15 protein-coding genes are annotated in these 15061 nt (G+C 69.9%); 10 read left to right on the top strand and 5 right to left on the bottom strand.

Going from position 1 to position 15061, the window contains the following annotated elements; translation table 11 throughout:
- Window positions 1–326 precede the first annotated feature (326 nt).
- Window positions 327–2075 carry a proline--tRNA ligase gene (locus AC5Y6Y_RS15485; RefSeq protein WP_463826974.1) on the top strand — a complete coding sequence of 583 codons (1749 nt, stop codon included), beginning with the start codon at window positions 327–329 and terminating at the stop codon, window positions 2073–2075.
- A gap of 55 nt (window positions 2076–2130) precedes the next feature.
- On the opposite strand, the gene AC5Y6Y_RS15480 is transcribed toward AC5Y6Y_RS15485, so the two are convergent.
- Together AC5Y6Y_RS15480 and AC5Y6Y_RS15475 are read right to left on the bottom strand one after the other, a co-directional pair.
- A complete protein-coding gene (locus tag AC5Y6Y_RS15480) occupies window positions 2131–2595 on the bottom strand; it encodes a ferritin-like domain-containing protein (RefSeq protein WP_463826973.1) in 465 nt (154 codons plus the stop codon).
- Window positions 2592–3125: a hypothetical protein gene (locus tag AC5Y6Y_RS15475; RefSeq protein WP_473139937.1), complete on the bottom strand. Its 534-nt coding sequence runs from the start codon at window positions 3123–3125 to the stop codon at window positions 2592–2594. Before AC5Y6Y_RS15475 ends, AC5Y6Y_RS15480 begins: the two co-directional genes overlap by 4 nt.
- Before the next feature lie 143 nt (window positions 3126–3268).
- On the opposite strand from AC5Y6Y_RS15475, the gene rimP reads away from it, so the two are divergent.
- From rimP to AC5Y6Y_RS15440, 7 genes are all read left to right on the top strand, one after another.
- Window positions 3269–3790 (top strand): ribosome maturation factor RimP, encoded by a 522-nt coding sequence (gene rimP, locus AC5Y6Y_RS15470; protein ID WP_463826971.1) that lies wholly within the window; start codon window positions 3269–3271, stop codon window positions 3788–3790.
- Window positions 3787–4830, top strand: coding sequence for a transcription termination factor NusA (gene nusA / locus AC5Y6Y_RS15465; protein WP_463826970.1), 1044 nt, complete (start codon window positions 3787–3789; stop codon window positions 4828–4830). The genes rimP and nusA overlap by 4 nt, the downstream gene beginning before the upstream one ends.
- A 66-nt stretch (window positions 4831–4896) precedes the next feature.
- On the top strand, window positions 4897–5247 hold the full coding sequence (locus AC5Y6Y_RS15460; protein WP_463826969.1) for a YlxR family protein: 351 nt from the start codon (window positions 4897–4899) through the stop codon (window positions 5245–5247).
- Between the two features lie 75 nt (window positions 5248–5322).
- A complete protein-coding gene (gene infB / locus AC5Y6Y_RS15455) occupies window positions 5323–8127 on the top strand; it encodes a translation initiation factor IF-2 (protein ID WP_473139936.1) in 2805 nt (934 codons plus the stop codon).
- Window positions 8128–8174: 47 nt separating this feature from the next.
- Window positions 8175–8714 (top strand): 30S ribosome-binding factor RbfA, encoded by a 540-nt coding sequence (rbfA, locus tag AC5Y6Y_RS15450; protein WP_463826967.1) that lies wholly within the window; start codon window positions 8175–8177, stop codon window positions 8712–8714.
- Window positions 8677–9702, top strand: a complete 1026-nt coding sequence (locus AC5Y6Y_RS15445; protein ID WP_473139935.1) for a DHH family phosphoesterase — start codon at window positions 8677–8679, stop codon at window positions 9700–9702. The genes rbfA and AC5Y6Y_RS15445 overlap by 38 nt, the downstream gene beginning before the upstream one ends.
- Window positions 9695–10996: an MATE family efflux transporter gene (locus AC5Y6Y_RS15440; RefSeq protein WP_463826965.1), complete on the top strand. Its 1302-nt coding sequence runs from the start codon at window positions 9695–9697 to the stop codon at window positions 10994–10996. The genes AC5Y6Y_RS15445 and AC5Y6Y_RS15440 overlap by 8 nt, the downstream gene beginning before the upstream one ends.
- Window positions 10997–11048: 52 nt before the next feature.
- Here AC5Y6Y_RS15440 and AC5Y6Y_RS15435 read toward each other — a convergent pair whose 3' ends face one another.
- Entirely contained in the window at window positions 11049–11798 is a 750-nt protein-coding gene (locus AC5Y6Y_RS15435) for an enoyl-CoA hydratase (RefSeq protein ID WP_463826964.1), read from the bottom strand.
- Between the two features lie 85 nt (window positions 11799–11883).
- Between AC5Y6Y_RS15435 and AC5Y6Y_RS15430 the strand changes: the two genes are divergently transcribed.
- Together AC5Y6Y_RS15430 and AC5Y6Y_RS15425 are read left to right on the top strand one after the other, a co-directional pair.
- Entirely contained in the window at window positions 11884–12153 is a 270-nt protein-coding gene (locus AC5Y6Y_RS15430) for a DUF2277 domain-containing protein (protein ID WP_463826963.1), read from the top strand.
- A 16-nt stretch (window positions 12154–12169) separates the two neighbouring features.
- Complete coding sequence (locus AC5Y6Y_RS15425) at window positions 12170–12712, top strand: DUF1802 family protein (RefSeq protein WP_473139934.1); 543 nt, start codon at window positions 12170–12172, stop codon at window positions 12710–12712.
- Here the strand turns inward: AC5Y6Y_RS15425 and AC5Y6Y_RS15420 are convergent.
- Together AC5Y6Y_RS15420 and AC5Y6Y_RS15415 are read right to left on the bottom strand one after the other, a co-directional pair.
- Complete coding sequence (locus AC5Y6Y_RS15420; protein ID WP_473139933.1) at window positions 12671–14389, bottom strand: CocE/NonD family hydrolase; 1719 nt, start codon at window positions 14387–14389, stop codon at window positions 12671–12673. The genes AC5Y6Y_RS15425 and AC5Y6Y_RS15420 overlap by 42 nt on opposite strands.
- Window positions 14390–14434: 45 nt before the next feature.
- Window positions 14435–15016, bottom strand: a complete 582-nt coding sequence (locus tag AC5Y6Y_RS15415) for a DUF3558 domain-containing protein (RefSeq protein WP_463826960.1) — start codon at window positions 15014–15016, stop codon at window positions 14435–14437.
- Window positions 15017–15061 lie beyond the last annotated feature (45 nt).

Below are 15061 nucleotides of genomic sequence, written 5' to 3'. Positions count from 1 at the left end.
TCCCCACGCGTCGCCAAGCCCCACGCTCGCCCAGCCGCGCTTTTCGCCGAGCGTCACGCCAGAGTGGCGATGGCAGGTGAGCGTCGCGCTGGCGTGACGCTCGACGCGCCGAGGCGCCGCGGTCGCGCTGGCGTGACGCTCGACGCGGCGAGGACCCGCCGTCGCGCTGGCGTGACGCTCGACGCACCGAGGACCCGCCGTCACGCTGGCGTGACGCTCGACGCACCGCGGACCCGCCGTCGCACTGGCGTGACGCTCGACGCACCAATACCCCGCTCGCCCAGCGTGACGCCCGACGCACCGGGCCGCAGGCTAGGCTGCCGCCTGTGATCACCCGGATGTCCGAGCTGTTCCTGCGCACCCTGCGCGACGACCCCGCCGACGCCGAAGTGCCCAGCCATAAGCTGCTGATCCGCGCCGGCTACGTGCGGCCCATCGCGCCCGGGCTGTACAGCTGGCTCCCACTGGGCCTGCGGGTGCTGCGCAACGTCGAACGCGTCGTGCGCGAGGAGATGAACGCCATCGGTGGACAGGAGATCCTGTTCCCCGCGCTGCTGCCGCGCGCGCCCTACGAGACCACCAACCGCTGGACCGAGTACGGCGACAGCGTCTTCCGGCTCAAAGACCGCCGCGACAACGACTATCTGCTGGGGCCGACGCACGAGGAACTGTTCACCCTCACCGTGAAAGGGGAGTACTCCTCCTATAAGGACTTCCCGCTGACGCTGTATCAAATTCAGACGAAGTTCCGCGACGAGGCGCGACCCCGCGCCGGGATCCTGCGTGGCCGCGAATTCGTGATGAAGGACTCCTATTCCTTCGATGTCGACGCGGCCGGGCTCAAGACCTCCTATCACGCCCATCGCGAGGCCTACCAGCGCATGTTCGCGCGCCTGCAGGTGCGATACGTGATCGTGTCGGCGGTTTCCGGCGCGATGGGGGGCAGTGCCTCCGAAGAGTTTCTGGCCGAGAGCCCGATCGGTGAGGACACCTTCGTGCGTTGCCTGGAATCGGGCTACGCGGCCAACGTGGAAGCCGTCGTCACCGCGCGCCCCGAATCGAAACCCACCAGCGACCTGCCTCCCGCGCAGGTCTACGACACCGGCGACACCCCGACCATCGCCACCCTGGTCGACTGGGCGAACGCCGCCCTGGACCGCCCCGTCACCGCCGCCGACACCCTCAAGAACGTCCTGATCAAGGTTCGCCAGCCCGGTGGCGACTGGGAGTTGCTGGCCGTGGGCGTGCCCGGGGATCGCGAAGTGGACGACAAGCGGCTGGCCGCAGTCCTGGACCCCGCCGAGTACGCGTTGCTCGGCGACGCCGACTTCGCCCGGCACCCCTTCCTGGTGAAGGGGTATATCGGGCCGAAAGCCTTGCAGGACAATGGTGTTCGATATCTGGTGGACCCGCGGGTGGTGGACGGCACCAGCTGGATCACCGGGGCCGACGAGCCCGGACGCCACGTGGTCGGCCTGGTGGCCGGCCGCGACTTCACCGCCGACGGCACCATCGAGGCCGCGGAGGTACGCGAAGGCGATCCCTCCCCGGACGGGGCGGGCCCGCTGGTGATGGCGCGCGGCATCGAGATCGGGCACATCTTCCAGCTGGGCCGCAAATACACCGACGCGTTCACCGCCGACGTGCTCGGCGAGGACGGCAAGCCGGTGCGGCTGACCATGGGTTCCTACGGCGTCGGGGTGTCTCGCCTGGTCGCCGTCGTCGCCGAACAACACCACGACGAGTTCGGGCTGCGCTGGCCGGCGTCGATAGCGCCGTTCGGCGTGCACCTGGTGATCGCCAACAAGGACCCCGAGGCCCGGCTGGGAGCCACCAAACTGGCCGCCGATCTGGACAAGGTGGGCGTCGAGGTGCTGCTCGACGATCGCCAGGCCTCGCCCGGGGTGAAATTCAAGGACGCCGAATTGCTCGGCGTGCCCTGGATCGTCGTGGTGGGCCGGGGCTGGGCCGACGGGCGGGTGGAACTGCGTGATCGGTTCACCGGAGAGAAATCGGAGTTGGCCGTCGGCGACAGCCTCGCCACCGACCTGGTAGCTGCCATCACACGTCATTGACTCTGCGCTGCGGGCGCCGATCACCCGCACGACTGCGCCGTGGCCGCAGTGTGAGTTACTCGTTTCCGCCTGGGAACGACGTGGTGATCGGCCAGCCGCCCAGCACCTTGTTCCAGCGGGCGGCCATCACCGCACTCTGGGTCAGGGCGGTGGCGGCGAACGCGCGGTCCTCCGCGGTATCGGCGTGCTCGACGACCGCGCGCCAGGCCGTCGCACCGTCGTTCTCCATCCGCGCCGCCAGCCGGGCCGCTTCGGACGGGCTGCCCACCGGGGACGGCAGCTGATAGCCGGCCGCGGCCACCGGTGCGGTGGCCTTGCGCGCGGTCAGCATCGCGATCACGTCGTCGCGGCGTTGCCGGTGCTGATTGAGCGCCTCCACCACCAGGTCGTTGACGCTGGGCGGTGACATCGCGGACACGATGCCGTACCCGTAGATCGTGGCGTGCTCGACGGCCAGAGCTTCGCCGAACGCGGTGATATCGGCATCTTTGCCGGCCGGGGCACGTTTCGGGCCGGTCATATCGACGGTCCTCCAGGGACCAGCGCGACGGTGGCCGACGCGGTGCAGGATGCGGCTATCGAGGCGAGCAGCCCCGACCGGTAGCCCGAGGACGTCGCCAGCAACCGGCTGGCGTCCTCGGCCGACTTGCGCAACGAGTCGATCACGTCGGACACCGGCGGCGGTGGTGGCGGCTCCTGCTCGGTCGGGCTGGCGCTTGCGCTGCTGCTGCTCGTCTCACTGGTCGACGAGACCAGCTTGCCCGCGGCGCGGGCGATCTCGGTGGACAGCGCCCGGGCGTGCGCGGCGCGCTGGGTGGCGACCACGGTCAGCGCGGCCGCGATCTGCGGGGGGCTGCCGACGGCTCCGGCCGCCGCGGCCGCCAGCGCACTGTCGCGGCGGGCCTGGTCTAACGGAGCCAGCAACTCCTCGACGGCGGGGGGCTTGGGCGCCGGCTCGCTGCAGGCGGTCGATACCACCCCTAGAGCGGCAAGAGCGGCCCCACCGGCGAGTACGCCCCGCCTGCTGATGACGGGTACTGCTCTGGGCACGTCCCTCATCCTGCCATCACAGGACACCGCAGCGACGCCAGGCACGTTGCCGTCATACCCGGACGACGCGATCAGGGCGTCATTGCCGGTTCCTGGCGTATCGTGGATAGCTGGCTTGGACAACTCAAGATGAGGAGCTCGCCGTGACCACCGAGCTACCTTCGCAGACGCAGGTGATCGAGCTACTCAGTGACGAGTTCGCGCGCGCCGGCTACGAGATCGATGACGTGCTCATCGACAGCCGCACCCGCCCGCCGCGAATCACCGTGGTCGCCGACGGCGACACCGCCCTGGATCTGGACACGATCGAACAGCTGTCCCGCGTGGCGTCGACGCTGCTGGACGGCGCCGACGGTGGTCAGGGCGCGCCCTACGTCCTGGAGGTCAGTTCTCCGGGGGTGGACCGTCCGTTGACCAGCGACAAGCATTTCCGGCGCGCACGCGGACGCAAAGTGGAGCTGGCGCTGGCCGACGGCTCGCAGTTGACCGGCCGCGTGGGCCAGACCAGCGGCGACACGGTCGCGCTGGTGGTCCGAACCGGCCGCGACCTGGCCGTGCGCGAGATCCCGCTCAGCGAGATCACCAAAGCTGTTGTGCAGGTTGAGTTTTCGCCGCCGGCACCGGCAGAGTTGGAGTTGGCCCACGGGACGGAGGCCGGAGCATGAACATCGATATGGCCGCGCTGCACGCGATCGAGGTGGACCGGGGCATCTCGGTCAACGAACTGCTCGACACGATCAAGTCCGCGCTGCTCACCGCCTACCGGCACACCCAGGGGCACCAGAATGACGCCCACATCGAGATCGACCGCAAGACCGGTGTGGTCAAGGTGATGGCCCACGAGACCGACGACGAGGGCAACCTGATCGGCGAGTGGGACGACACCCCGGAGGGTTTCGGGCGCATCGCCGCCACCACGGCGCGTCAAGTGATGCTGCAGCGTTTCCGCGACGCCGAGAACGAGCGCACGTTCGGTGAGTTCTCCACCCGCGAAGGCGAGATCGTCGCCGGGGTGATTCAGCGCGACAGCCGGGCCAACGCCCGCGGGCTGATCGTGGTGCGCATGGGCACCGAAACCAAAGCCTCCGAGGGCGTGATCCCCGCCGCCGAACAGGTGCCCGGCGAGACCTACGAACACGGCAACCGGGTGCGCTGTTACGTCGTCGGGGTCAGTCGCGGTGCCCGCGAACCGGTGATCACCCTGTCGCGCACCCATCCCAACCTGGTGCGCAAACTCTTCTCGCTGGAAGTGCCCGAGATCGCCGACGGGTCGGTGGAGATCGTGGCGGTAGCCCGGGAGGCCGGCCACCGCTCCAAGATCGCGGTCAAGTCCAACGTGGCGGGGCTGAACGCCAAGGGCGCGTGCATCGGCCCGATGGGCCAGCGGGTCCGCAACGTGATGAGCGAGCTGTCCGGGGAGAAGATCGACATCATCGACTACGACGAGGACCCGGCCCGGTTCGTGGCCAACGCGCTGTCGCCGGCGAAGGTGGTCTCCGTTTCGGTGATCGACGCGACCGCCCGCGCAGCCCGCGTGGTGGTGCCCGACTTCCAGTTGTCGTTGGCCATCGGCAAGGAGGGCCAGAACGCACGGCTGGCGGCCAGGCTCACCGGTTGGCGCATCGACATCCGGGGCGACGCGCCGGCCCAGCCCGGCAACCAACCCGAGCAGGGCGCCGCCCACGGAGTGCCGCAGGACCATTAGCCCGCCGCAGTACACCGGGCCCGCCGGGTGGTTCAGGGCACCGGTCCGGTGACGCTAAACTAAACCGTGATCCAGCGCGAGCCTTCGGTCTCGGCGCACGGAAGCCCGGATAACCCCAGCGGACCGGTGCGGACATGTGTCGGGTGCCGGAAGCGAGAGTTGGCCGGCGAACTGCTTCGAGTGGTGGCTCGGTCGGATGGGAACGGCGGCTACGCCGTGATCGTTGATCCGGCCGGACGCCTGCCGGGGCGGGGTGCGTGGCTGCATCCCGTTCCGCAGTGCCTACACCAAGCGATTCGGCGGCGGGCTTTCACCAGAGCGTTGCGCATCACCGGTTCGCCGGAAACATCCGCGGTGGTCGAGCACGTGAGTCCACCCGTAACAGAACAGGTAGCGAAGAACATGAGCACACCGTGAAGTCCCGATGACCATGTGTCATAGCTAATACCCGAGGCGCGGCCCAGCACTGTCGCCTCTTAGACAGGAGATGTAGTGGCAGGTAAGGCCCGCGTACACGAGTTAGCCAAGGAACTCGGTGTCACCAGCAAGGAAGTCCTCGCCCGACTGAACGAACAGGGCGAATTCGTCAAATCCGCATCCTCGACCGTGGAAGCGCCGGTAGCCCGGCGGTTGCGCGAGTCCTTCGGCGGCAGCAAACCCGCCGGCCAGAAGGCCCCGGCAAGCTCGCCCAGCGCCCCCGAGAAGGTGGCAGCCAAGGCGCCCGATGCGGCCCTTGATCAAGCACTCGACAAGGCGGTCGGCAACGGTGCCGCGGTCCCCGCGCCTGCCAAACCCGCAGCGCCTGGGCGCCCGGCGCCACCCGCAGCTCCGCCCACCCCGGCCGCACCGGCCGCCAGCACGCCCACTCCTGCTGCGCCGGCACGGCCGACGCCCGGGCCTCCGGCACCCACACCCGCCCCGGGCCAGCCCGGCCCGCAGGCACCCCAGCCGGGTGCAACGCCCGGACCGCGTCCGGGCCCGGCGCCCAAGCCCGGGGTCCGCACCCCGCGCGTCGGCAACAACCCGTTCTCGTCGGCGCAGCCCGTCGACCGGCCCATCCCGCGGCCGCACCCGCAGGCTCCGCGGCCCGGCGCACCCCGGCCGGGTGCACCACGCCCCGGCGGCGCTTCGCCGAGCAGCATGCCGCCGCGTCCCGGCGGTGCCGCGGGCGGTCCCCGTCCGCCGCGCACCGGCGCGCCCCGGCCCGGCGGTGCCCGGCCCGGCGGTGCCGGTGGCGGACGCGAAGGCGGCGGCGGTAACTACCGCGGCGGTGGCGGCGTCGGTGCCGCACCCGGCGGCGGCGGTCCCGGCGGTTTCCGCGGCCGGCCCGGCGGTGGCGGTCCCGGTGGCGGCGGTGGCCGGCCCGGCCAGCGCGGCGGTGCTGCAGGTGCGTTCGGCCGGCCCGGCGGCGCGCCGCGGCGGGGACGCAAGTCCAAACGGGCCAAACGCGCCGAGTACGAGAACATGCAGGCGCCGGTCGTCGGCGGCGTGCGGTTGCCGCACGGCAACGGCGAGACCATCCGGCTGGCCCGCGGGGCGTCGCTGAGCGACTTCGCCGACAAGATCAACGCCAACCCGGCCGCGCTGGTGCAGGCGCTGTTCAACCTCGGCGAGATGGTGACGGCCACCCAGTCGGTGGGCGACGAGACCCTCGAGCTGCTGGGCAGCGAGATGAACTACGTGGTCCAGGTGGTCAGCCCCGAGGACGAGGACCGTGAGCTGCTGGAGTCCTTCGACCTGACCTACGGCGAGGACCAAGGCGACGAGGACGACCTGCAGACCCGGCCGCCGGTGGTGACCGTCATGGGTCACGTCGACCACGGTAAGACCCGACTGCTGGACACCATCCGTAACGCCAGCGTCCGCGAGGGCGAGGCCGGTGGCATCACCCAGCACATCGGTGCCTACCAGGTTGCCGTCGAATTCGAGGGCAGCGAGCGGCTGATCACCTTCATCGACACCCCGGGTCACGAGGCGTTCACCGCCATGCGTGCCCGCGGCGCCAAGGCCACCGACATCGCCATCCTGGTGGTCGCGGCCGACGACGGTGTGATGCCGCAGACCGTGGAGGCGATCAACCACGCCCAGGCCGCCGACGTGCCGATCGTGGTGGCGGTCAACAAGATCGACAAGGAGGGCGCCGATCCGACCAGGATCCGGTCGCAGCTCACTGAGTACGGTCTGGTGGCAGAAGACTTCGGTGGCGACACCATGTTCGTCGACATCTCCGCCAAGCAGGGCACCAACATCGCGGCACTCGAAGAGGCGGTGCTGCTGACCGCCGATGCCGCGTTGGACCTGCGGGCCAACCCCGACATGGAAGCCCAGGGTGTGGCCATCGAGGCGCACCTGGACCGCGGTCGCGGTCCGGTGGCCACCGTGCTGATTCAGCGCGGCACCCTGCGGGTCGGCGACTCGATCGTCGCCGGCGACGCCTACGGCCGCGTCCGACGCATGGTCGACGAACACGGCGAGGATGTGCACGAGGCGTTGCCGTCGCGTCCGGTGCAGGTGATCGGTTTCACGTCGGTGCCCGGCGCCGGCGACAACCTGTTGGTGGTCGACGAGGACCGCATCGCCCGCCAGATCGCCGACCGGCGCAGCGCTCGCAAGCGCAACGCGCTGGCAGCGCGCAGTCGCAAGCGGATCAGCCTGGAGGACCTGGATTCGGCGCTGAAGGAAACCAGCCAGCTGAACCTGATCCTCAAGGGCGACAACGCCGGTACCGTCGAGGCGCTGGAAGAGGCCCTGATGGGTATCGAGGTGGACGACGAGGTGGCGCTGCGCGTCATCGACCGCGGCGTCGGTGGCATCACCGAGACCAACGTCAACCTGGCGTCGGCCTCGGATGCGATCATCATCGGCTTCAACGTGCGGGCCGAGGGCAAGGCGACCGAGCTGGCCAACCGCGAGGGCGTGGAGATCCGCTACTACTCGGTGATCTACCAGGCGATCGACGAGATCGAGAAGGCCCTGCGCGGCATGCTCAAGCCGATCTACGAGGAAAACCAGCTGGGTCAGGCCGAGATCCGGGCGATCTTCCGGTCCTCCAAGGTCGGCATCATCGCCGGCTGCATGATCACCTCGGGTGTGGTGCGCCGCAACGCCAAGGCGCGGTTGCTGCGGGACAACATCGTGGTCACCGAGAACCTTTCGATCAATTCGCTGCGCCGGGAGAAGGACGACGTGACCGAGGTCCGCGAGGGCTTCGAGTGCGGTCTGACACTGGGCTATTCGGACATCAAGGAAGGCGACATCATCGAGTCCTTCGAGCTGGTCCAGAAGGAACGCGCCTGACCACGACAAGGCAGTGCGAAGCGATGAGAAGAAGGCGGTGAAGTGATATGGCCGACCCGGCCCGGGCGCGCCGATTGGCCAAGCGGATCAACACGATCGTCGCCTCGGCGATCGAATACGAGATCAAAGATCCGGGGCTGGCCGGCATCACCATCGTTGACACGAAGGTGACCGCCGACCTGCACGATGCGACGGTCTACTACACCGTGATGGGCCCCACCCTCGATGACGAGCCGGACTACCCCGGCGCGGCGGCGGCGCTGGACCGGGCCCGGGGTGTGTTGCGGACCAAGGTGGGCGCCGGCACCGGGGTGCGGTTCACCCCCACCCTGACGTTCGAGCGCGACACCACCTCCGACGCCGTCAAGCGGATGGAGGAGTTGCTGGCCCGCGCCCGCGCGGCGGATGCGGATCTGGCGCGGGTCAGGGTGGGCGCGAAACCCGCCGGCGAGGCCGACCCGTACCGTGAGAGTGGGTCGACGGCCGAACCGGCGGCCTCAGGGGGACTCGGAGCTTTGGGGGTACCGCCCGTTCGCGGGGGAGACGCCGATGACGACAACCGACCGCACGATCGATCCGAAGACTGAGCTGACCGGTATGCCGCGCCTTCCCGGGGCGCGCGTCGACGCAGTCGGCGCCGCCGAACTGCTGTCGGCGGCCGACTCGGTCGCGGTGATCTGCCATGTTCACCCCGACGCCGACACCATCGGCGCCGGACTCGCGCTCGCCGCGGTGCTCGACCAAAGCGGTAAGAAGGTGCAGGTCAGCTTCGCCACGCCGGCACAACTGCCGGAGTCGCTGCGGTCGCTGCCCGGCTGTCACCTGCTGGTCACGCCGGAAGAGTTGCGCCGCGACGTCGATCTGGTGGTGACCGTCGACGTGCCCAGCATGCACCGGCTTGGCGCGTTGCGGGATCTGGCTGCCCCCGGCCGGCAACTGCTGGTTATCGACCACCACGCGTCCAACGGTCTGTTCGGCACCGCGAATTTCGTCGACGAGTCGGCCGATTCGACGACGATGATGATCGCCGAGGTCCTCGACGCGTGGGGCAAACCGATCGACCAAGGTGTGGCGCACTGCATCTACGCCGGGTTGACCACCGACACCGGGTCGTTTCGCTGGGCCAGTGCCCGCGCCCTGCGGCTGGCCGCGCGGCTGGTCGAGATCGGTGTGGACAACGCCGCGGTCAGCCGGGCACTGATGGACACACATCCGTTCGCGTGGTTGCCGATGCTGTCGCGGGTGCTGGGGTCGGCCCAGCTGGTGCCGGAGGCGGCGGGCGGTCGCGGACTGGTCTATGCCGTCGTCGATCACCGGGATTGGTCGGGATCCCGTCCCGAGGAGGTCGAGAGCGTGGTCGACATCGTGCGCACCACGCAGCAGGCCGAGGTGGCGGCGGTGTTCAAGGAGGTCGTCCCGCAGCAGTGGTCGGTGTCGATGCGCGCCAAGACCGAGGTGGACCTGGCTACGGTCGCATCCGGTTTCGGCGGTGGCGGTCACCGGCTGGCGGCCGGCTATTCGACGGCCGGCGCCATCGAGGACGTCGTGGCGTCGTTGTGCGCGGCGCTTGGCTGAGTTTCGCCAGATCACCCGGCTGGCTCTGCCCGCGTTGGGCGTGCTGGCCGCCGAACCGCTGTATCTGTTGTTCGACACCGCGGTGGTCGGTCGGCTGGGGGCGGTGCCGCTGGCCGGACTGGCGATCGGCAGTCTGGTGTTGGGTCTGGTCAGCACTCAGCTGACGTTTCTGTCCTACGGCACCACGGCCCGCGCGGCCCGCTACTTCGGCGCCGCCGATCGTGGCGCCGCGGTCCGCGAAGGGGTGCAGGCGACCTGGCTCGGCCTGGGTTTGGGCGCGGCGATCGTCGTCGTGGTGCAGGCCGCGGCGGTGCCGGTGGTGTCGGCGATCGCCGCGGGTGGCGAGATCGCCGCTGCGGCGTTGCCCTGGTTGCGGATCGCGATCCTGGGGGTGCCGGCGATCCTGGTCTCGCTGGCCGGCAACGGCTGGCTGCGCGGCGTGCAGGACACCGGACGTCCGCTGCGTTTTGTGGTCGCCGGATTCTCGGTGTCGGCGCTGCTGTGCCCGCTGCTGGTCTACGGCTGGTTGGGTCTGCCCCGGTTGGGGTTGACCGGGTCGGCGGTGGCGAACGTGACCGGGCAGTGGCTGGCGGCGTTGCTGTTCGGCCGTGCGCTGCTCGCCGAGCGGGTGCCGCTGCAGGTCGATGGTGCCGCGCTGCGCGCCCAGGTGGTGCTCGGACGTGACCTGATCCTGCGCAGCCTGGCGTTCCAGGTGTGTTTCGTCTCGGCGGCCGCGGTGGCCGCCCGGTTCGGCGCCGCCGCGCTGGGGGCCCACCAGATCGTGTTGCAGCTCTGGACCTTTCTGGCTCTGGTGCTTGATTCGCTCGCGATCGCCGCGCAGGCCCTGGTCGGCGCCGCGCTGGGAGCCGGTGATGCGGCGCACGCGCGGTGGGTCGCGTGGCGGGTGACGTTGTTCTCGCTGCTCGCCTCCGCACTGTTGGCCGGTTTCTTCGCGGCGGGATCCGCGATGCTGCCGGACCTGTTCACCGACGACAGCTCGGTGCTGGCGGCGATCGGAGTGCCGTGGTGGTTTCTGGTGGCCCAATTACCGGTCGCCGGAATCGTTTTCGCACTGGACGGAGTGTTGCTGGGCGCCGGGGACGCCGCGTTCATGCGCACCGCGACGGTGCTCAGTGCGCTGCTGGGATTCCTGCCGCTGATCTGGTTGTCGCTGGCCTACGGCTGGGGGTTGACCGGTATCTGGTCAGGGTTGAGCACCTTCATGGTGCTGCGGCTGGTGTTCGGCGGCTGGCGCACGCTGTCGGGACGCTGGGTAGTGACCGGCACGGCCTGACGGCTCGGACGGCATCGTGACCGGGCGTATCCGGGGGGTGCGGGTGACGCGATCAGCGCACCTGCGAACGTCCGCGCTGCAGCACCGCTTCCCGGTTGGCGGCGATGTCGTCGCCGCTGGGCCGGAACTGCCGAGCCGCGGCCGCTTCCAGCCACAGCCCGCCGCCGAGCTGCGCGTCGTCGATGTGGTGGTAGGACGCCAGCAGGGCGCGCACCGCGTCCTGGTTGTTGCCGACGATGGACGCCGCGACGCCGCGCGCGGTCGCCAGCAACTTGTCGTGCGGCACCACTTCGGTGACCAGCCCGGCGCGCAGCGCGTCGGCCGCCGACAGGTAATCCCCGGTCATGCTCATCCGTCGGGCCAGGCCCACCCCCACTTTCTGCGGCAGTCGCACGCTCAAACCCCAGGTGGGCAGCAGACCCACCCGGGCGTGCGTGTCGGCGAACCGCGCCTGCTCGGAGGCGATCAGGATGTCGCAGTACAGCGCCAGCTCGAGTCCGCCGGTGACCGCGGCGCCGTTGATGGCGCCGATGACGGGTTTGGTCAGCGCCGGCCAGCGCGGCGAGATGTCGGGCAACGCGGTCTGCCCGCCCAGCTCCTTGAGGTCCAGTCCGGCGCAGAACACCGGGTCGGTGCCGGTGACGATCACGACGTCGACGCCGTCGTCGGACTCGGAATCGGCCAGGGCGCCGAAGAATTGGTCGCGCAGCGCCGCGGACAGCGCGTTGCGGGACTGCGGCCGGTTCAGGGTCAGGGTGCGTACCCGCTCGTCGGTGTCGATCAGCAGGATGTCGTCGGTCATAAGGTTCACCGTAGTCACCCACGGGGTGGCGATCGGCACCCGCGGCCGATCGCGGTCTGGTAGCGCCGCACCTATCGTGGACACCATGTGTCGGAATATCACCGAGCTGCGTGGGCTGGAACCACCGGCTACCGCCGAAGAGATCGCGGCCGCGTCACGTCAGTACGTGCGCAAGGTCAGCGGCATCACGCACCCGTCCGCTGTCAACGAAGACGCCTTCGAGGCCGCCGTCGCCGAGGTCACCGCCACCACCACCCGGTTGCTCGAAGCGCTGGCACCTCGACGGCAGCCGCCCAAGACGGTGCCGCCCCTGCGCCGCCCCGAAGTTCTGGCCCGGCTCGCCAGATCGCAGTAGCGGAGAACGCTGAAAGATGTACGCGCTCAAGGAGTGGAGCGCGGCGGTGCACGCGCTGCTCGACGGGCGCCAGACCATCCTGCTGCGCAAAGGCGGCATAAGGGAGAAACGGTTCGAGGTCGCCGCCCGGGAGTTTCTGCTGTTCCCGACGGTCGCGCACAGCCACGCCGAACGTGTCCGGGCTGAACATCAAAGCCTGCTCGCACTGGCGGCCGCCGACAGCACCGAGCAGCAGGTCACGGTGCGGGCCGCCGCGAAAGTGGTTGCCGCGCTGCCGGTCAACCGCCCGGAGGGGCTCGCCGAGATCGAGGATCTGCACATCTGGACCGCCGAGTCGGTGCAAGCGGACCGGCTGGACTTCCGGCCCAAACACAAGCTGGCGGTGCTGGTCGTCCAGGCGATGCCGCTGGTCGAGCCGGTCCAGCCGACCCGTACCCCCGACTATGCGGGATGCACCAGTTGGGTGCCGCTGCCGGTCGAGCCTGCGCTGGCGGCGCCGGTGCACGACGACGGGACGCTAGCCGGGATCGGGGCCCGGGTCCGGCGCGCGGTCGGATGAGTCTGCCTGCACCGGCAACAACAGCCGGGATTCCCCGAAGTGCACCGAGTGCGTCGCCGGGCGGATCTGGCGCCCGGTCAGCACCGGCTCGTCAGTACCGAGGTTGCGCGCGTAACGCGGAAACCAGCTGCCGGTGATCAGCACCCGGATCCGGGAACCGGCCTCGAAGCGGTGCGCGATCGCGTCGAGTTCGATGGTGACCCGTCGGGTGCCGGGCTCGTCGGTGGCCAGGCGCCGGTAGCCGTCGCTGACATTCTGGGACCTGCCCTTGGCGTTGACCTTGCTGACCCGCACGAACAGGTCGACGTTGGGGTTGTCGGCGCTGTGCTCCAGTTCGATGACGGGTTGGCCGTAGACGTGCAGGTCGTGGGGGAGCGCGGCGCCGGTGAAGCTCAGCACGTCGTCGCGCGTCGCCAGATGGGTGTCGTCGCGGTAGCCGCCCTTCGGTGACAGCAGTGGACCACCGGTGGTGGGGGTCGGGTCGGCCGGGTCGTAGTGGAAATTCGCCGGTCGCGTCTTGGTGGTCGGCGGAGTGTCGCCCAGGTGTCCATAGGGCTGCAGGTACAGCGCGTGTTCGCTGGTGGCCGGTGGCCAGTCGGGCAGGTGACGCCACCCCACGCCGGCCTCGTAGATGTGCACCGGGCTGGGACGGTCCAGGGCCGGCGCGCCGCCCAGATAGGTGTCCAGCCAGTCCAGGGTTTCGCGCGCGCAGGTCGGCAGCCCCTGGACCAGCATCTGGGTGTGGGTCCACGGCCCGACGGTCAGCGCGACGTTCACCCCGCGGTCGCGCAGGTGCCGGTACTGCTGCAGGGTCTGGCGCAGGAAGATGTCCTGCCACCCGCTCAGCAGCAGCACCGGTACTTCGACGCGGTCCAGTGCGTCAGGGAAGCGCAGCCGGTCCCAGAACGGGTCGTGCGCGTCGGTGTGTTCGACCCAGGATTCGAACCACGGCGCGCCGGCGCCGAGCAGGGTCCGCGCGGCCGGCCCCAGCGGCACCTCGCGGACCGTGCGGGCCACTTTGCGCGGTGCCCGCAGCTGGCGAAGGCCGGTCCGGAGGCGTCCCGGATCCTCCTGGCGGGCGACCAGATCACTCCAGCCCAGGAAGTCGTTGACGGCGAATGTGCCGGTGCCCCACACCGAGTCGCGGAAGTCGTGCGGCCCCACCGTGATCACCGCCGCGGCCAGCTCCGGCGGCGGGTCCTGCAACAGCGCCCACTGGGTGAAGCCGAGGTAGGACAGGCCCACGGTGGCGAAGCGGCCGGTGAACCACGGCTGTTGACGCAGCCATTGCACCGTGTCCTGGCCGTCGGCGGCTTCGTGGACCATCGGCTCGAAGTCACCGGTGGAGCCGAAGGTTCCCCGCACGCTCTGCAACACGACGTGGTAGCCGCGGGCAGCGTACAACCGGGCGAAGGCAAGGGAGAACGGGAACTTACGTCCGTACGGGCCGCGGGCCAGCAGGGTGCCGGCCGGCTTGGCCGTTGCGGGCGCGTAGTGGTCGCCCACCAGTTCGACGCCGTCGCGCATCGGGATGCTCACCCGGGTGACGGTGTAGCGGGTCCTTGCCCGGGGCAGCCGCAGAGCCAGGCCGAGTGCGCCCAAAGCCGCTCGGCCGCCGGCTCCGGTGGCGCGGGTGCGTAGCTTCGGCTCGTCGTGCGGGATCGATGTGGTGCTCACGTGCCAAGCCTAGGGAAGGCCGGGCGCGCACCGCGCAACCCGGGACTAGAACTTGTACATCGGCGCGAGTTCGTTGGCGCGCTGCAGGTTGGTCGACGGGCAGTCGACGTCGGGCTCGGAGTAGACCGTGGAGTAGAACAGCGACTGCTGGATCACCCCGTAGCTGGTCTTGAACGTCACCATGCACGAGATGTACCAAAAGCTGTTGTGGTAGGTGGGTTTGAGCACCCAGTACTGCGCGGCGCGGTGACCCTGGATCGTGGTTTCGATGGCGTCCGGCGGCAGGGTCTGGGCGTAGGTGCGCCAGACGATCGGCTCCACGGCCAGCTGGTAGTTGCCCGCGTCGAACTGGCAGCGCAACCCTTCCTGCGGTTCGGGCGGGGTGAACGCCAGGCCCAGCCGCTGCACCGCCTCCAGCGGGATGTCGGTGCACGGGTCGAACGGGCTCGGATCGGTGGTGGCCACGATCGGGCTCTTCATCGTGGTTTCCATCGGCGCGGCGGTGGACCGCAGTTCGACTTTGCCACGATGGGTCGGCGGGGGGCCGTCCTGCCAGCCGGCCACCCCCACCGTGACCGCTGTGACCAGCGCACCGAACGCTGCAGCCAGACGCATTTTGGCGAACACGACACCCCCTGCTCTCGGCAGCACCCTTGCCGGGAGTGTACAAGT

The sequence above is a fragment of the Mycobacterium sp. NGS24 genome (assembly GCF_059813065.1).
The sequence above is the reverse complement of the archived record's forward strand: the minus strand, read 5'-3'. Positions and strand labels throughout refer to the sequence as shown.